We start from the raw sequence: 26,026 nt of genomic DNA on the forward strand, positions 1-26,026 counted from the left end.
ATCATGGAATTGTTTAATTGTTAAAATATCCTTCGCTAATTGTTGTTAATTGTAGTTCTTTATTTCTAATAAGAGTATATTTTTTAGAAATAAATTCTTCAATTTTCATTAAATCTTTATCCGTTCTAATTTCACTATCTGTACTCAATAAGATAGTTTGATGTGAAAGTTTTGGGAAATAATTTTCTAATAGAGAAGATCTACTATCTTCATCTAAATATCCCATTACTGTATCGATCATTACGGGAGGATTATAATCTCCAAATTGATGTAATGCTTTTAGTAATACTTGAACTATAATCTGTTTAGAAGCTGCATTAAGTTCCTCTAAAAAAATTTCATTACCAGCTTTGTGATAAATTTTAAACGTTAAATCTGCTAAGTTTTCGGATAATTCAACACGACCTATTTGATCGGCATAGACAACAAGAGTAGAGTTTAAATCCTCTAACATAGTCTGTTCAATTTGTTGTTTTTTAGCATTTAATAATGCTGTTGCAATTTGAGCGAAAATAGGTTCAATTTTTTTACATAATTCTAATTTAGGATTAGGAACTTCATCATCAGGAATATCAAACCTATTAATTTTAGTTACTAATTTTTCAATTTCGACTTTATAATTCTTAATTGATTCTTTAATTTCAGATAATCTTGATTCATTCGATTCGTAAGTTTGAATAATTGAATTATCATCAGCTGTTAAATGACTTTTAGCTTCATCTAATTGAGCTCTTAGTGTAGGCAGCTGTATAAATTCATTTTCTAAATCGTCTTTAGATTGCATCAAAAAACTAAACGTATTTATGGATGTTAAATTTAACATCGTACGTATTGTTTCTAATTCTTCAACAGATAAATAATTATATGGATTAGTATCGCCTTGATCTTGCGTTGAAGATTTTAAATAATTAATAAAAAAAGTAGAAAAATCACTCGCATCTAAATAGTTATATTCTTTAGAAAGAATAAAACTATTTAATTTATCTGTAATAAAATCTAATTGTACTTTAGTAAAATGATTTGCATTATCTGATTCACTCTTCGATATTATTAATTGTAATTCTTCACGAATAATATCAATTAATTTAGGTAAGAAAACTTGAATTTCTACATCATTCGTATACTTAGTAACATTGGCTAAATAAATTACTTGTTTGTCTTTCAACTCTTCTATTTTCTTTTGAAGAAATTGAATACGTTCTTGATACTCTTTCTGAAGATTCACCCCTTGTTTAGCTTTTCCATAGAGCTCTTTATTGTTTATAGAATAACCTAATTTATTTTGATATTCTTCATTAAGTTTTTTAATATTGTTTTCATGAGATTCTTTAGCATCAACTAAGGTTTTATACTCCTCACGTTCAGCTTCAATATCTATTGACTCTTCAATATATTTTTGCTTAACTTTACTTGTAGCGTTTAATAAATAAGTATATTTATTAAAGCCCATCACATTTTCAATATTTTCTTTAATTACACGAGAAAGATAATCTTCTTTTAGAATATTACCGGACTCCATTGCATCAAAAAGAAAATACTTGCTTAGTTCTTTAGGAAGGTTAGCCTTAATGATCTTATTTACTTCAGCTTCAGCAATAGCTCTTTGATTAATAGGTGTAGCTGTACCGTATGTAAAAATCTCTCCATTAAAATTTAAGCTCACCGATTCTACAGGCTTATTTTGTGTGTTTAAAGCGTAAATACGCTTTATTTTATAAAAATATTCTTGATGTAGTACCTTTCCTTTAAAATCAATTTCTAATTCTATTTTTAGATCATTCGTAAAAGGTACAGAAGCACTAATTAATCTTTTAAAATGATCTTCGTTTTTCACTTCTAAACCATACATTGCGGCGTAAATAGCTTGAAATAAAGTTGTTTTACCGCCTCCATTTTGACCACCAATTAACACAATAGGTTTGTCTGGTTTTACACTAAGATCTAAATCTAAATCTTTATAGGTTTTATAGTTTTTTGCAGCAATTCTAGTTATCAGCATAAGATTGGTATTTACTTATTTTTTAAAGCTTTCTCTATGATTTTTTGTATTGTAATTTCTTCGGTTTCTTGATTTCTCATTTTAATTTCATGATACTCTTTAAGAATTTCATCTTTAAACCAATCATAATCAATTTCGTTCGCCTCACAAATATTTTTTATAATAGCCATGTCTTCTCTACGAATACCGTAGTGTATAAACATGGCATCTAATCCTTTATCCATAGTGTAATTATTAATTATTAAATTTTCGATTGAAAATCAGTAAATCCTGTAATTGATTCAATGTACTTATTTTCCTCTAAATCAAATTCAGAATAATAGAATTTCCACACATTAGCTTGTTCTACTGGGATTAAAACCCCGCCAAAATATTCTGATCCATTCTCATTCATCCAACGGCGCAAAGCATTGTGTTTATTCGCATCTGCAATATCAGATTTAAGTGTTTTTGTATCAAATAATCCGATACGACCATCTTTTGTTCGAATAATAAAATCGACAAAAAACAAACGTTTCACACCTGCTATATCTGTATAATCGACAGCAAAGTGTTCACGGCCACTGTCACCATTCTTATACCAATACTCAATTTTATCTTCATTCTGAATTAGAAAGTCTTTAAATAACTTTTCAGGAGTAGAAGCATTATTTAATTCGTAGAAAGGCGTTAATGCATGAATGGCAATTTCTTCTCGTGTATGCTTTTCTGAATAAAAACGTTCTTTGGGAATAGACCAATCTGAATATTCTACACGACGATTAACTACTTCTTGCTCATGTTGGTATTTATTATATTCTTCTAATGCCACACGGATATCATCTAGTATCAACGCTTTGTTGTGAGGAAATAAATAAATTTTACGTGCATCAAATTCAAATGCTTGTAAATAATACTCTGCAAAATTGATTAAGGTTTCACGCATTTTACGCCATGATTTTTCTTTAATTAATAAAGTAATACTGTCATAGCAGAAACGATCAAAATATTGCCTAAACTCTTCGCTTGTAATGGCAAAATCTTTCGAGTTTTGAGCATTTACAGCAATCGCATTTACCTGATAGGGATCTACTCTTATGTCAGTAGGAATAGTAATTTGGTGCGAAATAATATCAAATTCCCATCCCTTTTCACGCATCAATTTTGTATTCTTTTCTTTTAATGCAAGTACATCTGCATCATCACTTTCACGTGGTGTAAATAAATCCAATTCAGGTAATTGTTTTACACCGTACTTTGTTTCCATAACATTAAAGAAAATGGTTTGAAAAACAGAAGTTAACGTTGCTGACGTTTTACGGTCATTAATCATCTGTGCCGTTTTCAAATGGGTATATACCCAACCTTTATCGTCTTGTCTAGTGGCTAATAATTTATCAAAATAATCAGCATCTGAAGGCACAAATTTTATTTGATTGGTTTGGATATTGGTGTACACATAACCATGGTTTAAATCATCGTTTGTGTAATGCTTACGATGCGGCATACGCAAAATACGACCTACGGTTTGAATCCCAAAATCAGGAGATTGAACATTTCGGTAACTTACTAAAATGGCAGCACGAGGACAGTCCCAACCTTGAGCAATGGCTTGCTTAAAGATCAAAACATCTTGTAAACCATTCATTTCTTCTAAACCGTCTTTATCCTTTTCGCCAGATAACCAAATGGCTAAACGACCGTTAGCTGTAGAAATTTTGTATTCCACATTTAATAAACCTTCTATTACTTCACGGATGGTTTTATCTTCATCAGATAGAGATGTTTTATCTGAAGGTAATTGAATTAAAATTAAAGGGTTAACAACACCTTTGCCAACTTCTTGATCATACAATTTTTGTAATTCAGTTTTCTTTTGGAAAGCTTTACGCAATAAATGTATATGAACATTGTCTCCATTTTGCTCGTCTGGATTTAACCCAATGTTTAATCGAACCGATTTTTTGATTAATTCTTGGTCGATAACATCCTTACGAGGTACATTTACCATATAATCTCCCGCTTTTACTGTTTGCTCTCCACTTGGTGTTGCTGTAATTAAAATTTCTACATCTGCTGCAATTAATTCACGTACTGCTTTGGCTTGTGTTCCCGTAAATGCACTTAGGTGTGCTTCGTCAATAATTAATAAAATCTTTGTACCATTTTGACGTGTATTTTCTATTAACGATTCTAAATTGGTATTGGATTCATTTTCTTTACGCCAAATATTAGTAGCAGAACTTAAACTGCTCCAATTGGCGAACAACAAATCACCAGGATTTAGTACAGGATTTGCAGCAAGTTCGTTAAGATTTAAACAATTTAAACGTCTTTGTTCTTCGTATAATTGATTTAAGGAATCATAACTTTGTACATGTAAGGTATTTGGTGCAAACCATATAAACGCCATGTTGTTATCTAAGCCAGGATGTAAATGTGCCTGATCTACAATGCGTTCTAGTAAAGCAGCAGCCATTACCGTTTTGCCTGCCCCCGTAGGAGCTTTTAGTAATACAGGTGTTTGTGGTGTAGCAATTTCTAACGCTTCTATTACATGATTTTGTAATGCATTTACTGCTTTTTCTTGAAAATCTAATAAAGTGTACATGAATTAAGCTTCTTGGTTAGTAGTTAGTAAAACAGCCTCTTTTTTGTCTAATTTTAGGGTACGGAATGTTGCACGATATGCATTGTAAATACTATCTGGCAAAGGAACAGCAGTAATTTTATCTGCTACCTTGTAAAAGTCATCTTCTATGATTTCTTTCTCAGGACTAAAAGCATATACCTTTACATTTTCGGTAGTTTCTAACCCACTAATGATAGTTGTCAATTGCGAGATTACTTCCTCTTGGTTGCGTGTATGATAAACTACTATCATGTACTTACCTGTATCATTCGTATAGATCTTAGCTTGCTTTTCATTGATACTAAAATCTTTGGTTAACTCTTGATAGCAATCTTCCTTAATACACAGCAATTCGGTCGAACGAGCTGTCAGTAAACGACGATTCATTTCTGTACGTTCACTCGGTACAAAATCCGCTTGGTAATAACGTAAGTTATTATTCGATAAACCTTCTACTTGTTCTCCTTTGGTATTGGTATACCCTTCGATGACACATTTGTTACGTTCGTATGTTACCTCTTCTGCAATTTTATTCTCGTTATTAGTTACTAAAATGCATTGGCGATTACCACCATCTTCTGCATTTAATGCCATGGTTGCATGTAAGGTTGTACCTGAACCTGCGAAGAAGTCTAAGATAATTTTTGGATTAGGATGAATATTATTCAAAAAATACATTGAAGCAGATGTAACCTTTGGATATGGAAATTTTAACTTAAGGTCTTTCATTAAGTTTTCATCTGATGATCCATTGTTATAAATAGAAGGAGTTACTTCATACATATTCTCTTTTAGTAAATATTTTCTCTCAGGCTGCTTTGTTTCATCAACTCCAAAAATTATTAATTTTTTACTTAAAAGATTATCCATTGTATTGTCAGGATTTCTCCAGCCTTTACCAGGTACAGGACATGGTTTTCCTGTAATTGGATGTATCAATGGTCTATGAGATCTTGTTTCTGGTTTATCTGGTGCTGCCATCGAAACCCCACGAAATACATCCCCTTTCTCATCAATAAATTTATATGCTTTTTCTCCTCCTGAAAAATCTTGTTTTGATAACCAAGTTTGAAATTCAGTATTAACTAATTCTAAATTATAAATAACCTCAAAATCTTTTAATTGATCTTTGGAATAATTAAATGGTTTAATAACTTCTTTTATTGTTTCAGGAATTTGTTTTTTTCCTATTTTATTAAATAATTGTTTTGCTTTATTTAATATTTTAGATGCATTTGGCTTAGATCTCGTAAGTATATTTTCTAAATTTTTAAATTGGTCTTTATTTTTAGCATAGATCAATACGTACTCATGCATTGTAGCCACTCCAACTACCTCGCCTTTTGGATTTAATTTGTTCCAAACTATTACACCAAGAAAATCATTAATTGTAAAAACTTCTGTTTCTAATAATAAATTCAATGCATCAAATTCATTTTCATCTATATGACAAATAAACACTCCATCATTTGCTAATAATTTTTTTGCAATCTTTAGTCTTTTAGAAATAAATGCTAACCATGTAGAGTGCTTAAAAGGATCATCTTTAAGAATCCATTTATCATTATATCTAAATTCATTTTCTTTACCCGTGTTATATGGCGGATCAATATAAATGACATCTACTCTTCCTTCATGAGTATAAGTTAAAGCAGTTAGAGCATGTAAGTTGTCACCTTCAATTAAGATATGGTTAGGCGTATTAACATCGTCAGAAATTATTGCACGTTCTTTTACCTCTTTAAAAACAGGTAACATACTACGCAATTGTTCTTCTACATCTTCTGGTTTATCTTCCCAAACTAAGCCATACTTTTTTTTGGTGTTTACCAATTCAATTAAATAGGCTTTCTCGTCGTTAGATATATCTGTAAGGTCTTTTATTTTTTTTATTAGGTCTCTTTTATTCATAAAGATTTTTATATTAAAAGGTATTCTTGGTAAATATAAGGAATGTTCGTTCGTGCTAAAAATGAAAACAAACGAAAACATTGGAAAAAATAGTAAAGGCAGCCTTTTTGCGAGTGAAAAGAAAAGATAATAAATTTTAGTATTATGTTTTAATCCCTACATTTGCATTAGAAAATATTACATACAAGCGTAAGCTATCGTATTGGTAAACTGAAATTGCGACCTTCATTTGACAACCAATTATTCGATAGACTTACGCCCGTGCCTTATATTGGCGTGGGCTAAGTCTTTCTGGTTGTCAGGCTGTCGCAAGCCTCAGTTTAGGATTGATTTTAGTTTCACGCCTTTTTTTAACTACCAACTAAGGCACTATGAATACAAAAGAATTTTACTCGGTTTTAGTTCCACTAATCAATTTAATTTTAACAGGAAAGAAAGAAGTAGCCATTGAAGATGATTGTATCAAATTATCGGAAGGATATAAGTTTTCAATGGAAGAGTATGCGCAAGCAAAACAAAGTACACACTTCTACAAATGTATTTTTGAGTTTTTAGAACATCTAAATCAACAACAAAAAGTAGATGTAGTCAAAATCATTGTTGAGAATGATGTATTATTAACTACGGCAATATTAACTGATTTAATAGAGTCTAAAAAGCCTATTAATGGCAATCAAGATAACGAGGCTGAATTTAATAAAATGATGTTTGAATTTTTGACAGGTATTAATACTCATTCTGTAATTTACAAAGAGCTCTATATGTATTTAGAAAACCTACATCGATTAGAGATAAAGGAGTTTACCATTACTAAAGTTGAATATGAGAGAGTCTTGAAATTTAATGCTCAAGTAAGGACTAATGAAGATATTCTGAATATGTTTATAATTTAAAGAAACTCAATGCTAACTATAACTTTTCTATCTTTCAAATAGATCTTCTTCTTTTCCTTCTACGGTTATCTTCAAGACTTTGACTACTGCCACTCGCATACTGTAAAGCTTGAGCCATAGAAGAAACAAAGCGAACAAGTTGAAAAGTATTATCAGTTAATCCAATCGAGAAAGACTCATTTCCTTTCTCGATTGAATTACCCTGAAGCATATGATCTATCGCTTTTTCTGAAAACCCTTGCTCTTTACAGTTTTGGATAAACTGGTTGTTATTTTCCTTTTGTTGTTGATTGTATTTGTGCTTTTCTTTATTTAGTTGTTCCCATTCTTTCGCAGTTCCTTTTTTACACTGTTTCTTATAATCAAACTGTTCCTCACGTTGGCGTTGATATAAAAACTTTTCATCAAAAGCTTTTTCTGCACCTGTATAGAAATTTATACGTACAAAACCACCTTTTACCGCCCCTTTATTGGTGTTTTGATGGTTAGTCATCGGAGATAATTTTAATCGACCATCTGCACTCTTGCGTGATACTAAAATGTGAATGTGTAGGTTGCCTTCATTTTTATTTGTTTTGCGTTCGTGATGTATTTTAGCAAAGTACATTATATCTTCAGCATTTAGTCCTTTATTGAAGTTCTCAGCGTATTGTTGCATAACTCCGTTACGGATATAATCCTTTAGTTTTTTAGATTGTTCTTCAGGCGTTTTTCCTAAATGAGCTATTTCCTTTTGACTTGGACTAACAGTTATCATAAAGAATTTTGCTTCATCCCTACATAGTTTCTTTTTGTTGTTATCTATTGCCTCAATAATTACGTTTCCTTTGATGTGATCTTCTGTATGTGAGAAAAAAGGTTCTACTTTCTGCCCTTTTTTTATACGATCTAAATCTTCGTGTTCTAAATAGCTAACAAGCGTAGAACAACTTCCACTATTAGCATATTTACCATTTCCACCACCTTGAATTTTTATGTGCATAGCTATATTTTTATAGTGAGAAGCCTTTTTTCTTTTTAATTTCTTCTAGATGAGTTACTGTGTTTTCTTGAAAGGTTTTAAGCTCAGATAGAATTTTATTAGCCTGTTCTTGGTTACTTTTTTTAAGGATTTCTAAGAGCTGATTAAGTAAATCCATTACTCTTAATTCATTTAAATCTTTCTTAGTGGCTAGGGTAGATATACTATTTTGCATTCTGTTTTCAGTAGCTAAAATTGCTTCTAAAGCTGGTCGAGTGTAATCCTTTTCTTGCGTTTTAATAAAGGCAAATAATTGATTTAGTCGCTTGGTTATTTTTTCTAATTCGGTTTTAGGTGCATGATGAGTCTTCGGATTTATTCCATTGATTTCAAGATAGTTCAATATAATGCCTATAAAGTCTTTTTTAGGTATTGCATACATTTTACAAAATTCTGTTAATCGCTGATTATCAGTAATTGATAGTGCTACCGTTGTGGTTTCTTTTTCATTCTTAGTTTTCATGGAGTATTGATGTAAATATATTTGATATTAATGGTTGTGTATTGAATTACAATGGTTTAAATAGGGTAAGGACATGATAATTATATTCTAAATATAATTTACGAGAATGATTAAACACTTAATCATTTGATTTTTAATCAATTGTAATTATTAAAACAAGATGAACAGGGCTCTGCCCCGTTCCCTCTTGCTAGTCCCTACCTTCCTTACTTTGTGGATATGCAATCGTTCAAATCTTTGTAATTAGGATATAAGTATCTTCCATCCTTTACACGATTAGGAAAAGTATTTTGCACTTTTTCAGTGGCTTTGTTTCCAGCATCGTCATTATCAAAGCAGCAAATAATTGTTTCATACTTTAATTGTTTGTACAAAGTGTTTTTGATACAATTATCCTTTTCCCCGTTTGTACATTTATACAAATAATTATTTGACTTTTCAATTAAAACATTATTTAATGTCCCAACCGAATTCAATATCAAGTAGTCATAATGTTTTTCTGCATTTGGATATAGCGTTAGGAAGCTCAAAAAATCGCTCCACGATTCAAATAATACAATTTGATTACTGTTATTATTAAAGTAAGATGGTGCTTTAGTTCCTAAACACATTTTTACATATTTGTTTCGGATCTCGTATCCTTCAAAGTCATTCATAAAACCTATTCCGTAATATGACTTACTGTTTAGACAGTAATAAACTTCTACGCAGTATTCTTTAGCTATTTTAAGACTGATGTACCTACTTTGTATATAATTAACTAATTGAGTATTCGTTAGTGGCTTAATCGCTTTTATTTCATAATTTTTTTCTTTTTCAATAGCATTATCATTAAAAATGGGCTGGTGAAAAGAAAAAGATTCATTGTCTAAAATCCTTAATGTTTCTTTTAAATCACATTTATAAAATGCCATTATAAAGTCTAAAACATTTCCACCAATTCCTTGTCCATGATCAAACCAAATGTTTTTATTTATATCAATTTTGAAAGATGCTGTACTTTCATTTCTAAACGGACTTATATACCAAACTTCCCCATTGTTCTGCTTGATTTTTTTAGCTCCAATTTTATCTATAATAGAAACTAAACTTATCTTTTTTGCTTCACTACATGTCATAATTCTGAGCGACTTAAATTTTAGTGTATTTTTGATGATTTGATGACAGAAGCTTTTAATTTACTGATAATTAATAGAATACGCTGTCATCAAACTTGTCATCAGTCATCAAACTTGTTTAGAAACTGTCATCAAACTTATTTTGATGACAGTTTGATGACAATTTTGATGACGTGTAACTTATTGAAAATAAATAAGATACACTACCTGTCATCACTGTCATCAAAAAATAGAGCAATTTTGCTCAGTTCAATTTCATAATAGCGTCCTTTTCTATCTAATCTTGTAAATTCACCATACGATTGATAATCATATCCTGAATATTTGTTTGAATTATTGGATGGTGTAAATCCCCAATTTTTAAATATGTTTCTAACATCATTCGGTTCTATGATACTTCTTTTATTTAGTTTTTTAATCATAGCACAAGCTTCAATTGGTGTCATACAAATTGTTTTTTCTTCAAACATTTCAGATAGTTCTTTAAGTAGTTGTAAAACATCTTGTTGTAATTTATTATTCTCAGAGTTCATTAGTTTTATCAATGCCTCAGTACGTATTTGTTCTGGGGTAAACCACATACGTGTTTTCTTAGTTGTAGAATAAGGTATTGTATGTATGTAATTAAGAAAGTCTGGGATTTCTTTAAAGAGTAGATCTAGAAAATCGGGGTTCTTTTCTATCTGTGGAATTTTACGTACCCAAAAGCGTATTTCTTCTCTATCTATCTTCATAAACGAATCCTCAAAATTACTTGTCATTACAAACTTGTAAAAAGATTCCACTTCTTCTTTATCTCTACCTTTTCTTTCAATCTTATTTCTGTCAGCAGTACTTAAAAACTTGATGCGTTCAGTGATTTGTTGATTATCAGTAACTACTTCATCTATGAGTACTAATAATTTACCATCTAAATCTGAATTAAAATTATTTACAAAAGATTCTGCATTGATGTAAGTTGCATTAAATGAAAAGATCTTTCTTAGGTATTTAAGCATTGTTGATTTACCTGTTTCTCTAGCTTTAGAAACTAATACAAGCACAGGTAAAACTTGAGTAGGGTATTCCAATAGAATTTTAAAATAGTCAAGACCTAAGTGGTATTGTTCTCCGAAAATATGACGTATAAAATCTAAGGTGTATTTTAGTTTGCTTTCTAAGAAAGTTAAGTCATCATTACATCTTTGTACCTGGTAATCAACAGGATGATAAATATTGTAGAAGTCAGCTATCTCTCTGTTGTAATTGATATGTTGTGGAATGCAACAGAAACCGTAATATTTCTTAATAGTAGAAACAAAGTCTTTCCCAAAATCATTTACAATAGTTTCCTTGTTCCAAGGAAGCATGATCTTTTCAGTTGTTTTGTTGAGTGTAGGTCGTTCGATAATGGCATAATAAGCCGTGCCCACTCGAATAAATTCGGCAGAATCTAAGTTCATAATAAATAATAGATTATAATCCTTATATTTGCACTATAAGGATTTGATTAAAAAAAATCGGACAATATTAATTTGAAGCGTTCAAAATTGCAGTTTGAACGCTTTATTTTTTTCTATTCTTGAAGGAATAGTTTAAAGCTTGTTGCTCTATCTGTGATATAGACTGGCTTTTGTTTTGTCGTAGCCAAGCATTTATTTCTTCACGATCAAAGTATAATATTTTTCCATTGGGTTTATAAAATGGAATCACATTGTTATAAACAAGCTTATATATACTTGATGTGGACATGCCAATGTAGTCAGATAACTCTTGTACATTAAGCATTTCTTTTTGTTGCGCTATATTAAGACTAATAGCTTCTTTTAGTTCCCTTTGGTGATGAATAATTTGGTTTTTAAATGCACTAAACTCTTCAATTGTTTGAAGTAATATTTGTTGTAATTGACTTACATTTTCCTTTTTTAAGTCTTTGCTTTCTATTGTTTTCATATACTTTCTTTTATATGGTTATAGTGCAAATCACTTCTTTTTTAAAAATGCAATTCATTGATTATTAAGTTATCTTAATCTTTTTGTTCAAATCTTAACCTTTTCCTAAGAAATTGAAACAACTATCTATATCTTCTTTCCTTTTAGGAAAGTTCTTATTATTTGAAAAGGATGTTTCAATACTCTGTCTAGTAGCATTTGAGTTTTTATTCTTGAAGATCAGTAAGAATTTGTCTAATGTAAAGCCAGTACTATTTGCAACTAGTTTATCCCACAAATATTTAGTTTGAACGTTATCCATATTAAGCATGAAAATTGGGGCTTTTGGAAGTGTACCATTAAATAGTGTTTCAGCAAATTTATCAGTATCATTAACATCTGTATTGGAATCTATTAATTCAATGAAGTCGTTATCGATTAGATTATTGTATAACGTTTTTAGATCATTCAGACAGTATTCGTTAAATTCAAAAGCTCTATTATCTCTCTTGATAATCTGCTGTTGAATTTTTGTAATAAACTGCTCTTTAAAATTATCTCTCCATGTTAAGGTTAATAACATATTTGAAACTACATTTAATAGTACTAGAGAAGTTGTTGTAAAATATTGATCAAAAAATGTTGATTTATCTATATGTAAATAATGATATAATGAAATTATGGACAATGTACCAAAGGTCATATAAACAAATAGTCTGGGTCTTTCAATGCGTTTATTAAAAAAATCAGTCCTTATATTAAACATATATGCTGTAATAAAACGCCATAGAATTCTCAACTCTTTAAAAATGAGATAGGAACTTACTCCAAATAATACACTAATGATTCCGAAATATCCATATTTAGACTGTGTGTAATTTACTATTGTTGAAATAATTGCAATCAATAAAATACAAGTTATAAAAATTAGTCTTTTCATCATTTTAAAAACTTAGTTCTGGAATTAAATTAGAAGCTTCTTTCATTTTCTCATCTACAATCTTCGCATAGATAGCGGTAGTGCGAATTTCACGATGTCCTAAACGTTTAGATACAGTATAGATATCCGCTCCGTTCTCGAGTAGAAGGACAGCGTTTGTATGTCTTGCACTATGGAAAGTAATATGCTTTGAAATACCAGCTTTATTACACCATAAGACAATGGCATTATTATATACAGCCGAGTACTTTAAACCTATAAAAACACGATCCATATTGCCTTTACGTTCTCCTAATAGCTCTCGTGCTTGTTTAGAGATATAGAGATACTCAACACCTTCTGTTTTTTCTTGTCTAAAGTTTATACGGCTTGCATTATCCTCATCACGAACTTCAGACCAGGTCATGGTATTGATGTCTGACCAACGTAAACCTGTAAGGCAAGAGAATAAGAACGCTCGTTTTAAAACTTCATACTTGCATTCAGTATTGGCTAAATCTTGTAATTCATTAAAAGTTAGGTATTCTCTTTGACTCTCTGCCTGTTCAAATGATTTAGCTTTAGAAGCATAGTTTATAGCTAAGTAGCCTTCATCAAATGCAGCACGCAAACAAGCTTTAAATTTGTTGAAATAGGAGTATTTAGAGTTTAGAGATAAAGGGAGATTGCTTTTAGTGCGAGCTTCCTTGTCAAAATAAGTACGCACACGTTTAATAAACTTTTCATCTATATCGTCAAAGATTGTGTTAGGGGAGATACATCGCTTTAAATGAATCATTGTAGCAGTCCAATTACCATAGTTTTTCGGGCTATCAATCTTCTCTTCCGTTTTCTCGTGAAAGTAGTCTAAAAAGGTTCTTTTGCCTTTGGTGGTATTCTTTAGTTCAAAGCGACCTTGATAAAACTCAGCTTCTCTAATAGCTAAGATTTGCTTGGCAAGTGCCATTGTTTCTTTATTCTCTTTTCTTTCACCAGCATTCTTAGGTTCGCTATGTAAAAAGAGTTTTAAGTTTTCGTAATCTCTAACGGTTTTGCGTTTGCCATTAGGTTGTTGTATTGTGCCTTTATAGTATTCTATAGATAGGTTAATCTTACCACTGGGTAATAAGCGTTCTCTTAGTGTGATTTTCATTATGTGATGCAATTTGCTACATATCTAAAATATGTGATGATTTTGTTGCAACGAATATACTAAGAAAAGAACATAAAAGAAAAGACTATCAGTGTTAATTTACTGATAGTCAATTAAAAGAAAGTATATCTTAACAAGAGAAAGGTGATTTATTTACCGATACAGAAGTTAGCAAATATGTTTCCAAGTAGCTCATCGTTAGTCACTTGTCCTGTAATCTCTCCAAAGAAATAAAGGGCTTGGCGAATATCTATTGCCATTAAGTCAGCAGATAAATTCGTTTGTAATCCCCATTTTACTTTCTCGATTTCTTCCAATGCTTTAAGCAATGAATCGTAGTGGCGCGTATTGGTAACAATCGTTTCATTATTACGCAATGCACCTGTATTCACAAACCCTAAAAGTGCTTGCTTCAACTCCTCTACTCCTTCGTTTGCCTTAGCTGACATCAACATCAAATTCTCAATATTCTCATTGTAAAGCCCAATTTGTTCGTCTGTCAATAAGTCTTTCTTATTACACACAACTAACAACGGTTTTAGAGGGTACTTGTTTTTCAACTTCTCTAATTCCACTTTAATACTGTCTAACGACTCTGTATTCAGCTTAGCTCCATCAATCAAATAAATCACTACCTGAGCAGCTTCTATCTTCTCAAATGTCTTTTGAATTCCGATGCTCTCTACAACGTCTTTCGTTTCACGGATTCCCGCTGTATCAATAAAACGGAAACCTATTCCGTCTATCACTAATTCGTCTTCAATTGTATCACGCGTAGTTCCTGCAATGTCTGAAACAATTGCGCGTTCTTCGTTTAACAAAGCGTTTAACAACGTTGATTTACCTACGTTTGGCTCCCCTACAATTGCTACTGGAATACCGTTTTTAATAACGTTCCCCACAGCAAATGAATCAATCAAGCGTTTTAATACAAACTCAATACGGTTAATCAATTCCTTAAACTGCGTACGATCTGCAAACTCCACATCTTCCTCTGAAAAGTCAAGTTCTAACTCGATCAACGAAGCAAAGTTTAACAACTGCTCTCTCAATAAGGCGATTTCACTTGAAAAACCACCACGCATTTGTTGCATAGCGATTTGGTGACTTGCCTCGTTGTCTGATGCGATCAAATCTGCTACAGCTTCTGCTTGTGATAAGTCTAACTTTCCGTTTAAGAAAGCACGCATAGTAAACTCTCCTGCTTGTGCCATTTTAGCGCCTTTTCGCAAGCACAGTTGAATGATCTGCTGTTGAATGAACGTTGAACCGTGACAAGAAATTTCAACCGTATTTTCACCTGTATATGAGTTTGGTCCCTTAAACAACGAAACCAACACTTGGTCCAATACACGATCACCATCCACTATATGTCCTAAGTGAAGGGTATGCGTTTTTTGTGTGGTCAAGTCTTTATTTTTAATCGAGCGAAAAATGCCGTTTACCAAGGTAATAGCGTCTTTTCCCGATACACGTATAATGGCGATTGCACCAGCTCCTGAAGGCGTTGCTAAAGCAACAATCGTATCTTGTAATATCATATATATTCGAAATTATAGCGCAAAGATAATATTTATTCATCCAAATGGAATTATTCGGCTTTGACTTAGACCGAAAAGTTTGTATTTCGACGTTTTCTTGCTTTATCTCTCCATTTATATGCACTATTTATCACTGAATGCCTTGACTTAATGCCTCAGCATTTACAGCCATTTTCTTAATAAAAACACGGCTATACTGCAAAAAAACGTCAGATCTTCTTTAATACCCAAAATAGCATTAGTACACTTATTATCAATTAATTAAACTATTCTTATTCTGCGAATAATCACAACAATAGTTCATTTAATTTAGTATTTGACACCTCTTAATTTATCATAAAACCATAGAGATATTCGTAAGTATATTGCGTATCCTTTTGCATTGTATTCGAGCATTTTAAATACTTTACGAGTTTTTAAGCAAAAAATACTATCATAAAATAAAGTTTATCCTTACCTTTATACAAAACATAACAATCACGTACTATGAAAAAAATATTATTTCCAACGGACTTCTCTGAAACAGCAAACAACGCGTTAATTTATGCATTGAGAATGGCTGAGAATCAAAATGCAACACTTTTTGTTCTTCACGCTTATGAAATGCCTGTAATTTCTGCTACTGCTAATCCAGTTATGGTTCAGGATGTATATAAAACAATCGAATTGAGCAACTTTGAAAACTTTAAAGATCAAGTGCCTCAAATTAGAGATATTGCTAAAAAACACAACCTTGACCACGTTCCAATGCACTTCATTTTAGAAGAAGGTTTCTTAAACACTATCTTGAAAAAACGTGTAAAAGAAGAAGATATTGATCTTGTGGTTATGGGAACTAATGGTAACTCTGGATTGGACAAAAAATTATTAGGTTCTAATACAGCTAATGCTATTGGTACTTTAGACGTGCCTGTATTGAGTATTCCTCACGATGCTATTTTTGACGGAATCAACTCTATTGCATTCACTACATTGTTTACTGCTCAAGATAAAGTAACACTTGAAAAAATATTAAAAATCGCTAAAGGTTTTGATGCTACAGTTAAATGTGTTCACGTAGCTACGGCTAAAGACAGAGTTGAAGCAAGTATTATCGAAAGCTGGAAAGCTAACTATAAAGATGAAAACATTAAGTTTTACATCGTAGATAGTAATGACGTTGAAAAATCAGTATTCGAATTCTTAGATACTGAAAATATTGACTTATTAGTATCTGTAAAAAGAAACAGAAGCTTCTTTGAAAAATTATTTACAAGTAGTATGACTAAGAAATTAAGTTACCATAACTACGTACCTGTATTAGCTTTTCACGAAGAATAGTACTTTAACATATGTTAACAAGGAAGTCGCAATAGTTTATTGCGACTTTTTTTGTCTTTATCTGTGTTTTTATATATTTTTCTCAACATATTGCGTTTGAAATGAAAAAATTTGTACTTTGTGCACTATATAAATAATACATGTCCCTTATGAAAAGCTATTTTATCCACATTCTATTTTTTACATTATTTGTAGGTAGTTATAGTTATGCTCAAAAGCTTGAAATTTACACCAATGATGACAAAGAAGAATATCTTGGGTGCCTAAACTGTGATGCTAAAGACTCTAAATCCATTTGGAATAATATGGGTGCTTATGGTAATCTATACAACAAAAAATCCATCTGGAATAAGTATGGAGTTTATGGTGATAACACAAGTAATTTATCTCCTTGGAATCCACACGCTGAGAAACCACCTATTATTAAAAAAGATGGTAAAAAATACGGCTACTTTACACTGAACAAATTTGTAGGACAACGTGTTGAAATTAGCTTAACAAAGATGTTATACGACTATTATATGGACATTAGAGAAGATGTTACAAAATGGTCTAAAAATGCAAGTGAAATTACAACAAATGAAGCTGCTCTTAAATTAGCTAATGAAGCTACAAAGAGATCTACTAATGACGATATAAAAAAGAAGATACAATCAACTTCTAAACAATAAACAAAAGCGAGTACAATTCCTGTACTCGCTTTTTTATTTAATACTATTCTAAGAATTTCAAATATTAAACGTAGAAATAAGTACAAAATCAAACTATAAGTAGAGCTATCTATATAAACTATAATATTTTAGTAACACTGAAATTAGAAATAGAATTAGTTTATAAAACTACATTCACACTATTCTTCTCATTTAAAGTATTTGAGATAAAAAATGTTGAATTAATTCTATTTATTATGCCTAAGTCTTATTTACATTATTACTTTTTTGTAATACTTATTTTATTATCAAGCTTTAAATGTTTTGCTATTGAAAATACAACGTCAATACTTAACAATGACTCTATTACTTCTCCTCACAAAATTAACATTTCAAAAATCAGATATCTCAACCTCTCAACAACTTACAATGGAAGACCTAAAATAATTAGTGCTTATGATGTTCCAAATGGTGTTACACTTTCATATAGTCCTAATAGCAACGTAGAAGCTGGAACTTATGATATTACAGTCACTATATTTTACAAAAATAAAATTATAGATGTACAATTACTAACTCAAGTAATTAAGAAAAGGACTTATGATGATCAAGTTCGACTAAGAAAGCCACGTATTGCTTATACAGGCAAAGAAATATTTCTTGAAGTGATGGGCCCCATTCCTCCAAATACTGAGATAGTCTATTTCAACGAAAAGCATACTAATGTTGGAGTGTACTTTGTACACGCTTTTATGTTTAATAAAAATTATAAATCAACAGTATTTTCTAATTATTTAGAAATTCTAAAAATTCCTATTGATCGCCAAAAAATAATTTTTAATTCATTACAAACTCCCTATGACGGTACAGTAAAAAAAATTGAACTAAAAAGCACTTTACCCTCTGAAATTCAAATTTTTCAAATTAATAACGCGCATACCGAAGTTGGTACTTATAAAGTCAAAGCTTATTTATATGGAGGTAGGAATTATATATCAACTATAGTAGAAAGAACTTTACAAATCACAGGTAAACCTACTTCTACTATTCCAACTACTCCAACTACTCCAACTATTCCTGATACAAGTAAGTTAGAATTTAAAGCACAAGAATTTATTTTTGTACCTAATGATCCACAGCCTATAAAAAAAATAGAAATTACAGGAGAATTACCTAAAGATGTTACTGTAGAATATATCAATAATGAACTTCAATATCCAGGAAGTATTAATCCATTAGCTATAATTAAATACAAAGATGAAATTATAGATATAAAAGAAACTACTTTAAAAATAGAATCAATAAAACTTCCAGAAATCACATTTCCTAATGAAACCTTTGAATATAAATTTGATAGTATAACTAAAAAAAGTACACCATACTCTCTTCCAATGATTGATAACTTACCAGAGACTGTCCAAGTAGATTTTATAAAAAACTCACAAAGTGAAGTAGGTGAATATTCAGTTGGAATGCATGCATCTGGACCTGGATATGCAGCAATTAACAATTCTATAAACTATGAAGCTTCTAATTTAACAATCAAAAAAGCTAAGCTTCCGCCTATTGTTTTTAGAAACAAAGACTTTTTTTATGATGGTGAACCTAAATCTATTTCTATTGATACAGTTAATCTTCCTGCAGGTGCTTTTGTAACCTACCTGGGAAATGACCAAACTGAAATCGGTAATCATATAGTAAAAGCCTTTATTAACGGAGGTAACAATCATCTCAGTCAAATAATTTCTGCTACAATGTCTATTAAATTTAAAGAAGGAAGTGCTCCTTCTTTAAAAGAAGTTGCTTTCGAAGATTTAGTAGTAAAATACAATGGAGCTCCTTTTTCTCTATATGCTACAAATATTCCGGATAATATTACTGTAGATTACAATATTACAAATGTAACTGATATAGGTGTATACAATATCATAGCTACTTTTTACTTTGAAAATAAAATAATTGACACGAAAAAAGCAACTTTAACCATAACTAAAGGTGAAATAGATTACGTAACATTTGATAATACTTCTTTTGTTTATGATGGAACTCCTAAAATATTGGTTATAAATGGTGATTTACCAGAAGGTACTTCCGTTTCTTATTCTCGCAACGTTATCACAGATGTTAGTAGTATATCAATAACTGCTTATATCAACGGTGGAAAAAACTATAAAAATAAAGAGCTGAGAGCTAAGTTAACTATTACAAAAGCAGAACTGCCTCATTTCAAATTTGACTCTGCATCTTACGTTTTTGATGGTACATCAAAATCAATAGTTATAGAAGGTGATTTACCCAACTACATTAGTGTATCATATAAAAACAATAAACACACTAATGCTGGAAATCATACGGCTATAGCAAATATAAATGGAGGCAGAAACTATTTTGATAAAGAATTGAAAGCTACATTACAAATAACTAAAGCAGATATAACTATAGTCAATTTTAACGATGCTTCTTTTGTCTATGATGGAAAACCTAAATCGTTAAAAATAAATGATGTTTTACCTGAAGGGATTTCAATAATTTATTCATATAATAACCAAATTAATGTTGGTACTTACCAAGTTTTTGCACTTTGCAACGGTAACAACAACTACAACCTATTTGAAGTCAAAGCTATATTGACAATTACTAAAGCTGAACTATCTAATTTGACGTTTAACAGTGCTTCATTTGTTTATGACGGAAAACCTAAATCATTAATTTTGAATAATAAATTACCAAAGGGAACAACGGTAGAATATTTAAACAATAAGCAAACGGCACCTGGTACCTACGAGGTTATAGCTAAGATTGATGGAGGTAAAAACTATAATAGTACAGAATTAAAAGCTACATTAACAATCAATAAAGCTGAACTTCCTAATTTAACGTTTGACAATGCTTCCTTTACTTATGATGGAACTCCTAAATCATTGGTAATTAATGATAATCTACCTGATGGAGTTACTATTACTTACTCAAATAATAAACATATAGACGCTGGTGATTATGAAGTTATAGCCCATATTAATGGTGGAGATAAGTACAACAACACAGAACTTAAAGCTATGCTAACTATCAATAAAACGAAACTACCTATTATCAAATTGGATGCAGCATCTTTCGTTTATGACGGAACACCTAAAGCACTTATAATTAATGACATATTACCAGAAGGAGTTACTGTTTCTTATTCAAATAATATGCAAATCAATGTTGGTGAATATAAGGTTATAGCTCATATTAATGGAGGTAAAAATTACGAAAATACTGAACTGACAGCTATGTTAACAATTGAGAAAGCTGAACTGAGTTTAACGTATGACAATGCAACTTTTGTTTATGATGGCACACATAAAACATTGATAATTAACGACATTTTACCAGAAGGTATTAAAGTTACTTATTCTAACAACAAACATATCAACTCAGGTAACTATGAAGCTATAGCTACAGTTAATGGTGGAATTAATTACAACAATATTGAACTCAAAGCACACTTGGTTATCACTAAAGCAGAACTTTCTAATTTGACATTTGACAATGCTACTTTTGTTTATGACAGATTACCTAAATCGCTAACTTTAAAAGGTAATCTACTTGATGATATTATAGTTACTTATTCGAATAACAAACAAACTAACACTGGTGTTTACAAAGTTACAGCTATGATTAATGGAGGCAGAAATTACAACAGTAAGGAACTAAATGCCATCTTAACTATCATTAAAGCAGAACTACCTCAAGTAGTATTTAATAGCGCTTCTTATACTTATGATGGAACACAAAAATCATTAATACTAAAAGGCAATATTCCTGAGGAAACAACGGTTAAATATATCAATAACAGACATACCGATGTTGGTGTTTATGAAGCTTCAGCTATAATTAATGGTGGTAAGAATTACTATGATAGTGAACTTAAATCCCTGTTAGTTATCACTAAAAATGAACTTCCTAAGCTTACGTTTAACGATGCTTCTTATATTTATGACAGTACTCCGAAATCGCTAATACTAAAAGAGAACCTTCCTGAAGGGGTAACTGTTACTTATTCAAATAACAAGTATACTGACGTTGGTGTTTATGAGGTTACAGCTCTAATCAATGGAGGGAAGAATTACAACGATACGCAATTGAAAGCTAATCTAACAATCAATAAAGCCAAACTTCCTAAGCTTACGTTTGACAATGCAACTTATACATACGATGGAAATCCGAAATCGTTAATACTAACGGGAAATATTCCTGAAGGGGTTACTGTTACTTATTCAAATAACAAGTATACTGACGTTGGTGTTTATGAGGTTACAGCTACAATTAATGGAGGGAAGAATTACAATAACTCGCAATTGAAAGCTAATCTAACAATCACTAAAGCAGGACTTCCTAAGCTTACATTTGACAATGCAACTTATACATACGATGGAACTCCGAAATCGTTAATACTAACGGGAAATATTCCTGAAGGGGTTACTGTTACTTATTCAAATAACAAGTATACTGACGTTGGTGTTTATGAGGTTACAGCTACAATTAATGGAGGGAAGAATTACAATAACTTGCAATTGAAAGCTACTCTGACAATCACTAAAGCAGATATTGCGTGTTTAATCTTTAATGACGCAACATTTATCTATGATGGTACTCCTAAATCAGCTTTTATCCAAGGCGAACTACCAAATGGAATAGACGTTAAATACATTAATAACAACCAAACTAACGCAGGGGACTATGAAATAATAGCATCTATAAATGGAGGGAATAACTTTAATAACCTTCAATTAAAGGCAACATTATCTATTACTAAAGCGCAATTATCAACTATAAACTTCGAAGATTCTTCATTTGTTTATAATAGTGAACCTAAATCATTATTTATAAATAGTATTTTACCAAAAGGAGTTACTGTAACTTACACTAACAACTCACAAATTAATGCTGGTACTTATGTAATTACAGCTCAAATTGATGGTGGTAAAAACTACATCAATAAGAAACTGAAAGCTATGCTAACTATTACTAAAGCAACTTTGTCAAATGTAGTCTTATCAGATGCATTATTTACTTATGATGGTATACCAAAGTCTTTAATTATTACAGGCAAGGTTCCAAAAGACGCTACGGTTATATATTCCAACAATACACAAACAAACGTAGGTTCTTACATCGTAACTGCTTACCTTATTGGTGGCAACAACTATAATGATTTAAAACTTAAAGGTAAGTTAATAATTACCAAAGCAGAATTGCCAAATATAATACTTGAAAATGATACGCATACATATGACGGTACTACTAAATCATTGGCTATAAAAGGTTATTTACCTGAAGGGACAACAGTTAGTTATACTAATAATTCACACGCTAACGCTGGTAGTTATGAGGTTACAGCTCAAATAAACGGTAGTAAAAATTATTCTAATAAAGAATTGAAAGCTACATTGAAAATCAACAAAGCAGAATTACCTAATATAATACTTGAAAATGGTACGCATACATATGACGGTACTACTAAATCATTGGCTATAAAAGGTTATTTACCTGAAGGGACAACAGTTACTTATACTAATAATTCACACGTTAACGCTGGTAGTTATGACGTTACAGCTCAAATAAACGGTGGTAAAAATTATTCTAATAAAGAATTGAAAGCTACGTTGACCATTACAAAAGGAGATATTGCTTGTCTAATTTTTAATGATGTAACATATACTTATGATGGTACACCTAAGTCAGCAGTTATCAATGGGGATTTACCTGATGTAATACGTGTTGACTATAGCAATAATAAACAAACTGAAGTTGGTAGCTATGAAATAATAGCAACTGTAAATGGAGGTCTTAACTTTAATAGTTATAAATTGAAAGCAACATTATCTATCATAAAAGCAACATTACCAACTATAAAGTTTGAAGATGCGTCCTTTGTTTATGATGGTACTCCAAAATCATTAACCTTAAAAAGTAGTCTACCTAAAGGAGTTACTGTTTCATACACTAATAATGCACAAATTAACCCAGGTGCTTATATTATTACAGCACACATTGATGGGAGGAAAAATTACAATAATGCTGAACTAAAAGCAGTTCTAACTATTACAGAAAAACAAGCTACTATTCCATCTATAAAAGATGTTGTTTTTGAAGATAAAACAGTTACATATAATGGAAATGCTCATTCGATACAAGTACTTAACTTGCCCAAAGATGTGATAGTAAGCTTTGATAATAATGAGTTTATTGAAGTTGGAAAGTATACAGTTACAGCTTATTTCTACTTTGAAAACAAGTTAATTGGAACAAAACAAGCTACTTTAACTATTATGGAAAAGCAAGTATCTGTTCCTTCTATAAAAGATGTTGTTTTTGAAGATAAGACAGTTACATATAATGGAAATGCTCATTCGATACAAGTACTTAACTTGCCCAAAGATGTGATAGTAAGCTTTGATAATAATGAGTTTATTGAAGTTGGAAAGTATACAGTTACAGCTTCTTTCTACTTTGAAAATAAGTTAATTGGAACAAAACAAGCTACTTTAACTATTATGGAAAAGCAAGTATCTGTTCCTTCTATAAAAGATGTTGTTTTTGAAGATAAGACAGTTACATATAATGGAAATGCTCATTCGATACAAGTACTTAACTTGCCCAAAGATGTGATAGTAAGCTTTGATAATAATGAGTTTATTGAAGTTGGAAAGTATACAGTTACAGCTTCTTTCTACTTTGAAAATAAGTTAATTGGAACAAAACAAGCTACTTTAACTATAGTACGCGCAAATGAAAAAGCAGAACTTCTACAAGTAACGATTAACGGACAAACGTTTGAGAATATTAAACAAAAAACAACCTACTTCTTATCTTGTGGAGAGAATGAAGTAACAGTTTCAATAGATAAAATCAGTGAGTTCGCATCAATAGATACAGATCGTACTATTGAAATGACGCTAACAAAAATGGGGTCAAAACTACTAACAATCACAGTTAACTCTGAAAGTAAACAAACGTCAAATAAATATGTATTTGAACTCATTAAAACAATCGATTTTAATCAAGTTACCACCCATAATATGAATAATATAATTGCTATAAACAAAGATATTACACAAAATGGCGGTTATAATTTCATCAAGTACGAGTGGTTTAAAAATAATGAGTTAGTAAGTGAAAAAGATCACTATACTGTAGGTTCACATTACAATAGTCAATCTGACAAAGATGCAATGTACTACGTTAAGTTATTTACTGATCAAGGACAAACAATTTATAGTTGCTTAGCCCCTATTCCCGTAAAGAATACTAACAAAATACTATTACACCCAAATCCAGTAAAGGAAAATAGAAAAATCACGTTTACATTTGACTCTGACGTTGATCAATATTATGGAGCTACTTTAGAAGTTTACACTGTAAACGGACGTCTAATTCATCTTCAAAAACTGACTGACAGAATAACAGAAGTACAATTGCCCCTAACTATTCAAGCGGGCTATTACATCGCTGTTATCAAAAAAGGTTCAAAACAAGTAACTATGCATTTTGTAGTAGAATAAATACCCTTAAAGTTATACAACGAAAACTTGCAAGCCAGATTAGTCCCAAGTCTACATCTGGCTTGTTTTTTATCCTTCAAAAAGCTTAATTATCAGCTATTCGTCCTTATTTATTGCAAAAGGGAATAATCAAACATCTCTTTTCAATCCTTTTTATTCTCTAACTGGCATATTATTGCCTAAACCTATACATACATTAAGATTATTTATAAATAAGGGACTGCCTTTATCAGCAATAATTATTTATATTTGTAGCGATTAAAAACAATATGTATTAAAAATAAACATAATGAGCCAAGACGAAAAGTTTCACGATGATATGGGAGACAATCATATTGCTTCGAGTGATGCTACACCATTAAGAAGTGATGCGTTTGACCGTACAGATGACGAAAAAATAGAATCAATTAAGAAAGATGTAGAAAATATTTTAAATACGTTAGGTTTAGATTTAACAGACGACAGCTTAAAAGGGACACCAAATAGAGTTGCTAAAATGTTTGTAAAAGAAATCTTCGGTGGATTAAACCCTGAAAGAAAACCTAAGTCTTCTACATTTGACAATAAATATAAATACAACGAGATGTTAGTTGAAAAAAATATCGTTGTATACTCTACTTGTGAACACCATTTATTACCTATCGTAGGTCGTGCACACGTTGCATATATCTCTAATGGTACTGTAGTAGGTCTTTCTAAAATGAACCGTATTGTTGAGTTTTATTCAAAAAGACCACAAGTTCAAGAGCGTTTGACTATTCAAATCGTGAACGAATTAAAACGTGTTCTTAACACTGAAGATGTTGCTTGTATCATCGACGCTAAACACTTATGTGTTAACTCAAGAGGAATCAAAGACATCGAAAGTAGTACTGTTACTGCTGAATTTGGTGGACGTTTCAAAGAAGAAAGCGTGCGCAAAGAATTTATAGAATTCATCAAATTAGAAACTAAATTCTAATCACACTA

At 31.0% G+C, this 26,026-nt stretch carries 17 protein-coding genes; 5 read left to right on the forward strand and 12 right to left on the reverse strand.

Annotation, left to right across the window (positions count from 1 at the left end):
- Positions 1–13: 13 nt before the first annotated feature.
- Genes GQS07_RS12680 through GQS07_RS12695 form a run of 4 tightly spaced genes read right to left on the reverse strand, consistent with a single transcriptional unit; the run spans position 14 to position 6,521 of the window.
- On the reverse strand, positions 14–1,999 hold the full coding sequence (locus tag GQS07_RS12680; RefSeq protein ID WP_158211148.1) for an AAA family ATPase: 1,986 nt from the start codon (positions 1,997–1,999) through the stop codon (positions 14–16).
- A gap of 11 nt (positions 2,000–2,010) precedes the next feature.
- Complete coding sequence (locus GQS07_RS12685) at positions 2,011–2,223, reverse strand: DNA modification system-associated small protein (protein ID WP_158211149.1); 213 nt, start codon at positions 2,221–2,223, stop codon at positions 2,011–2,013.
- A 17-nt stretch (positions 2,224–2,240) separates the two neighbouring features.
- The gene (locus tag GQS07_RS12690; protein WP_158211150.1) at positions 2,241–4,589 is read right to left on the reverse strand and encodes a DEAD/DEAH box helicase; all 2,349 of its coding nucleotides are present in this window, start codon (positions 4,587–4,589) and stop codon (positions 2,241–2,243) included.
- Positions 4,590–4,592: 3 nt separating this feature from the next.
- Entirely contained in the window at positions 4,593–6,521 is a 1,929-nt protein-coding gene (locus tag GQS07_RS12695) for a site-specific DNA-methyltransferase (RefSeq protein WP_158211151.1), read from the reverse strand.
- A gap of 371 nt (positions 6,522–6,892) precedes the next feature.
- Between GQS07_RS12695 and GQS07_RS12700 the strand changes: the two genes are divergently transcribed.
- Complete coding sequence (locus GQS07_RS12700; protein ID WP_158211152.1) at positions 6,893–7,414, forward strand: hypothetical protein; 522 nt, start codon at positions 6,893–6,895, stop codon at positions 7,412–7,414.
- A 34-nt stretch (positions 7,415–7,448) separates the two neighbouring features.
- Here the strand turns inward: GQS07_RS12700 and GQS07_RS12705 are convergent, their stop codons facing one another.
- The 8 genes from GQS07_RS12705 to mnmE all read right to left on the reverse strand — a co-directional run bounded on the left by GQS07_RS12705 (position 7,449) and on the right by mnmE (position 15,540).
- Positions 7,449–8,396: a DUF5712 family protein gene (locus GQS07_RS12705; RefSeq protein ID WP_158211153.1), complete on the reverse strand. Its 948-nt coding sequence runs from the start codon at positions 8,394–8,396 to the stop codon at positions 7,449–7,451.
- A gap of 10 nt (positions 8,397–8,406) precedes the next feature.
- Positions 8,407–8,898: a BfmA/BtgA family mobilization protein gene (locus GQS07_RS12710; protein WP_158211154.1), complete on the reverse strand. Its 492-nt coding sequence runs from the start codon at positions 8,896–8,898 to the stop codon at positions 8,407–8,409.
- Positions 8,899–9,104: 206 nt separating this feature from the next.
- Positions 9,105–10,016 carry a toprim domain-containing protein gene (locus GQS07_RS12715; RefSeq protein ID WP_158211155.1) on the reverse strand — a complete coding sequence of 304 codons (912 nt, stop codon included), beginning with the start codon at positions 10,014–10,016 and terminating at the stop codon, positions 9,105–9,107.
- Between the two features lie 203 nt (positions 10,017–10,219).
- A complete protein-coding gene (locus tag GQS07_RS12720) occupies positions 10,220–11,458 on the reverse strand; it encodes a primase-helicase family protein (RefSeq protein ID WP_158211156.1) in 1,239 nt (412 codons plus the stop codon).
- A gap of 103 nt (positions 11,459–11,561) precedes the next feature.
- The gene (locus tag GQS07_RS12725; RefSeq protein WP_158211157.1) at positions 11,562–11,948 is read right to left on the reverse strand and encodes a helix-turn-helix transcriptional regulator; all 387 of its coding nucleotides are present in this window, start codon (positions 11,946–11,948) and stop codon (positions 11,562–11,564) included.
- 94 nt (positions 11,949–12,042) lie between these two features.
- A complete protein-coding gene (locus GQS07_RS12730; protein ID WP_158211158.1) occupies positions 12,043–12,870 on the reverse strand; it encodes a hypothetical protein in 828 nt (275 codons plus the stop codon).
- A gap of 1 nt (position 12,871) precedes the next feature.
- Positions 12,872–13,999, reverse strand: coding sequence for a site-specific integrase (locus GQS07_RS12735; RefSeq protein ID WP_158211159.1), 1,128 nt, complete (start codon positions 13,997–13,999; stop codon positions 12,872–12,874).
- A 149-nt stretch (positions 14,000–14,148) separates the two neighbouring features.
- Complete coding sequence (gene mnmE, locus GQS07_RS12740; RefSeq protein WP_090408046.1) at positions 14,149–15,540, reverse strand: tRNA uridine-5-carboxymethylaminomethyl(34) synthesis GTPase MnmE; 1,392 nt, start codon at positions 15,538–15,540, stop codon at positions 14,149–14,151.
- Between the two features lie 486 nt (positions 15,541–16,026).
- On the opposite strand from mnmE, the gene GQS07_RS12745 reads away from it, so the two are divergent.
- From GQS07_RS12745 to folE, 4 genes are all read left to right on the forward strand, one after another.
- Complete coding sequence (locus GQS07_RS12745; protein ID WP_158211160.1) at positions 16,027–16,860, forward strand: universal stress protein; 834 nt, start codon at positions 16,027–16,029, stop codon at positions 16,858–16,860.
- Positions 16,861–17,009: 149 nt separating this feature from the next.
- Positions 17,010–17,531 carry a hypothetical protein gene (locus tag GQS07_RS12750; RefSeq protein ID WP_233269282.1) on the forward strand — a complete coding sequence of 174 codons (522 nt, stop codon included), beginning with the start codon at positions 17,010–17,012 and terminating at the stop codon, positions 17,529–17,531.
- Between the two features lie 236 nt (positions 17,532–17,767).
- Positions 17,768–25,057, forward strand: coding sequence for an MBG domain-containing protein (locus tag GQS07_RS12755; RefSeq protein ID WP_158211161.1), 7,290 nt, complete (start codon positions 17,768–17,770; stop codon positions 25,055–25,057).
- Positions 25,058–25,346: 289 nt separating this feature from the next.
- Positions 25,347–26,018 carry a GTP cyclohydrolase I FolE gene (gene folE, locus GQS07_RS12760; protein WP_090409664.1) on the forward strand — a complete coding sequence of 224 codons (672 nt, stop codon included), beginning with the start codon at positions 25,347–25,349 and terminating at the stop codon, positions 26,016–26,018.
- The last annotated feature ends 8 nt before the right edge of the window (positions 26,019–26,026 follow it).

Source organism: Myroides phaeus, from assembly GCF_009799805.1.
Taxonomy (GTDB): Bacteria; Bacteroidota; Bacteroidia; order Flavobacteriales; family Flavobacteriaceae; genus Flavobacterium; species Flavobacterium phaeum_A.

Bases quoted from the DNA above. Each gene is read 5' to 3' on its own strand.
- GQS07_RS12720 (WP_158211156.1), bottom strand. From the start codon at position 11,458: ATGAACTTAGATTCTGCCGAATTTATTCGAGTGGGCACGGCTTATTAT.
- folE (WP_090409664.1), top strand. From the start codon at position 25,347: ATGAGCCAAGACGAAAAGTTTCACGATGATATGGGAGACAATCATATT.
- GQS07_RS12690 (WP_158211150.1), bottom strand. From the start codon at position 4,589: ATGTACACTTTATTAGATTTTCAAGAAAAAGCAGTAAATGCATTACAA.
- GQS07_RS12680 (WP_158211148.1), bottom strand. From the start codon at position 1,999: ATGCTGATAACTAGAATTGCTGCAAAAAACTATAAAACCTATAAAGAT.
- GQS07_RS12715 (WP_158211155.1), bottom strand. From the start codon at position 10,016: ATGACATGTAGTGAAGCAAAAAAGATAAGTTTAGTTTCTATTATAGAT.
- GQS07_RS12705 (WP_158211153.1), bottom strand. From the start codon at position 8,396: ATGCACATAAAAATTCAAGGTGGTGGAAATGGTAAATATGCTAATAGT.
- GQS07_RS12750 (WP_233269282.1), top strand. From the start codon at position 17,010: ATGAAAAGCTATTTTATCCACATTCTATTTTTTACATTATTTGTAGGT.
- GQS07_RS12710 (WP_158211154.1), bottom strand. From the start codon at position 8,898: ATGAAAACTAAGAATGAAAAAGAAACCACAACGGTAGCACTATCAATT.
- GQS07_RS12695 (WP_158211151.1), bottom strand. From the start codon at position 6,521: ATGAATAAAAGAGACCTAATAAAAAAAATAAAAGACCTTACAGATATA.
- GQS07_RS12755 (WP_158211161.1), top strand. From the start codon at position 17,768: ATGCCTAAGTCTTATTTACATTATTACTTTTTTGTAATACTTATTTTA.
- GQS07_RS12745 (WP_158211160.1), top strand. From the start codon at position 16,027: ATGAAAAAAATATTATTTCCAACGGACTTCTCTGAAACAGCAAACAAC.
- GQS07_RS12735 (WP_158211159.1), bottom strand. From the start codon at position 13,999: ATGAAAATCACACTAAGAGAACGCTTATTACCCAGTGGTAAGATTAAC.
- GQS07_RS12685 (WP_158211149.1), bottom strand. From the start codon at position 2,223: ATGGATAAAGGATTAGATGCCATGTTTATACACTACGGTATTCGTAGA.
- mnmE (WP_090408046.1), bottom strand. From the start codon at position 15,540: ATGATATTACAAGATACGATTGTTGCTTTAGCAACGCCTTCAGGAGCT.
- GQS07_RS12725 (WP_158211157.1), bottom strand. From the start codon at position 11,948: ATGAAAACAATAGAAAGCAAAGACTTAAAAAAGGAAAATGTAAGTCAA.
- GQS07_RS12700 (WP_158211152.1), top strand. From the start codon at position 6,893: ATGAATACAAAAGAATTTTACTCGGTTTTAGTTCCACTAATCAATTTA.
- GQS07_RS12730 (WP_158211158.1), bottom strand. From the start codon at position 12,870: ATGATGAAAAGACTAATTTTTATAACTTGTATTTTATTGATTGCAATT.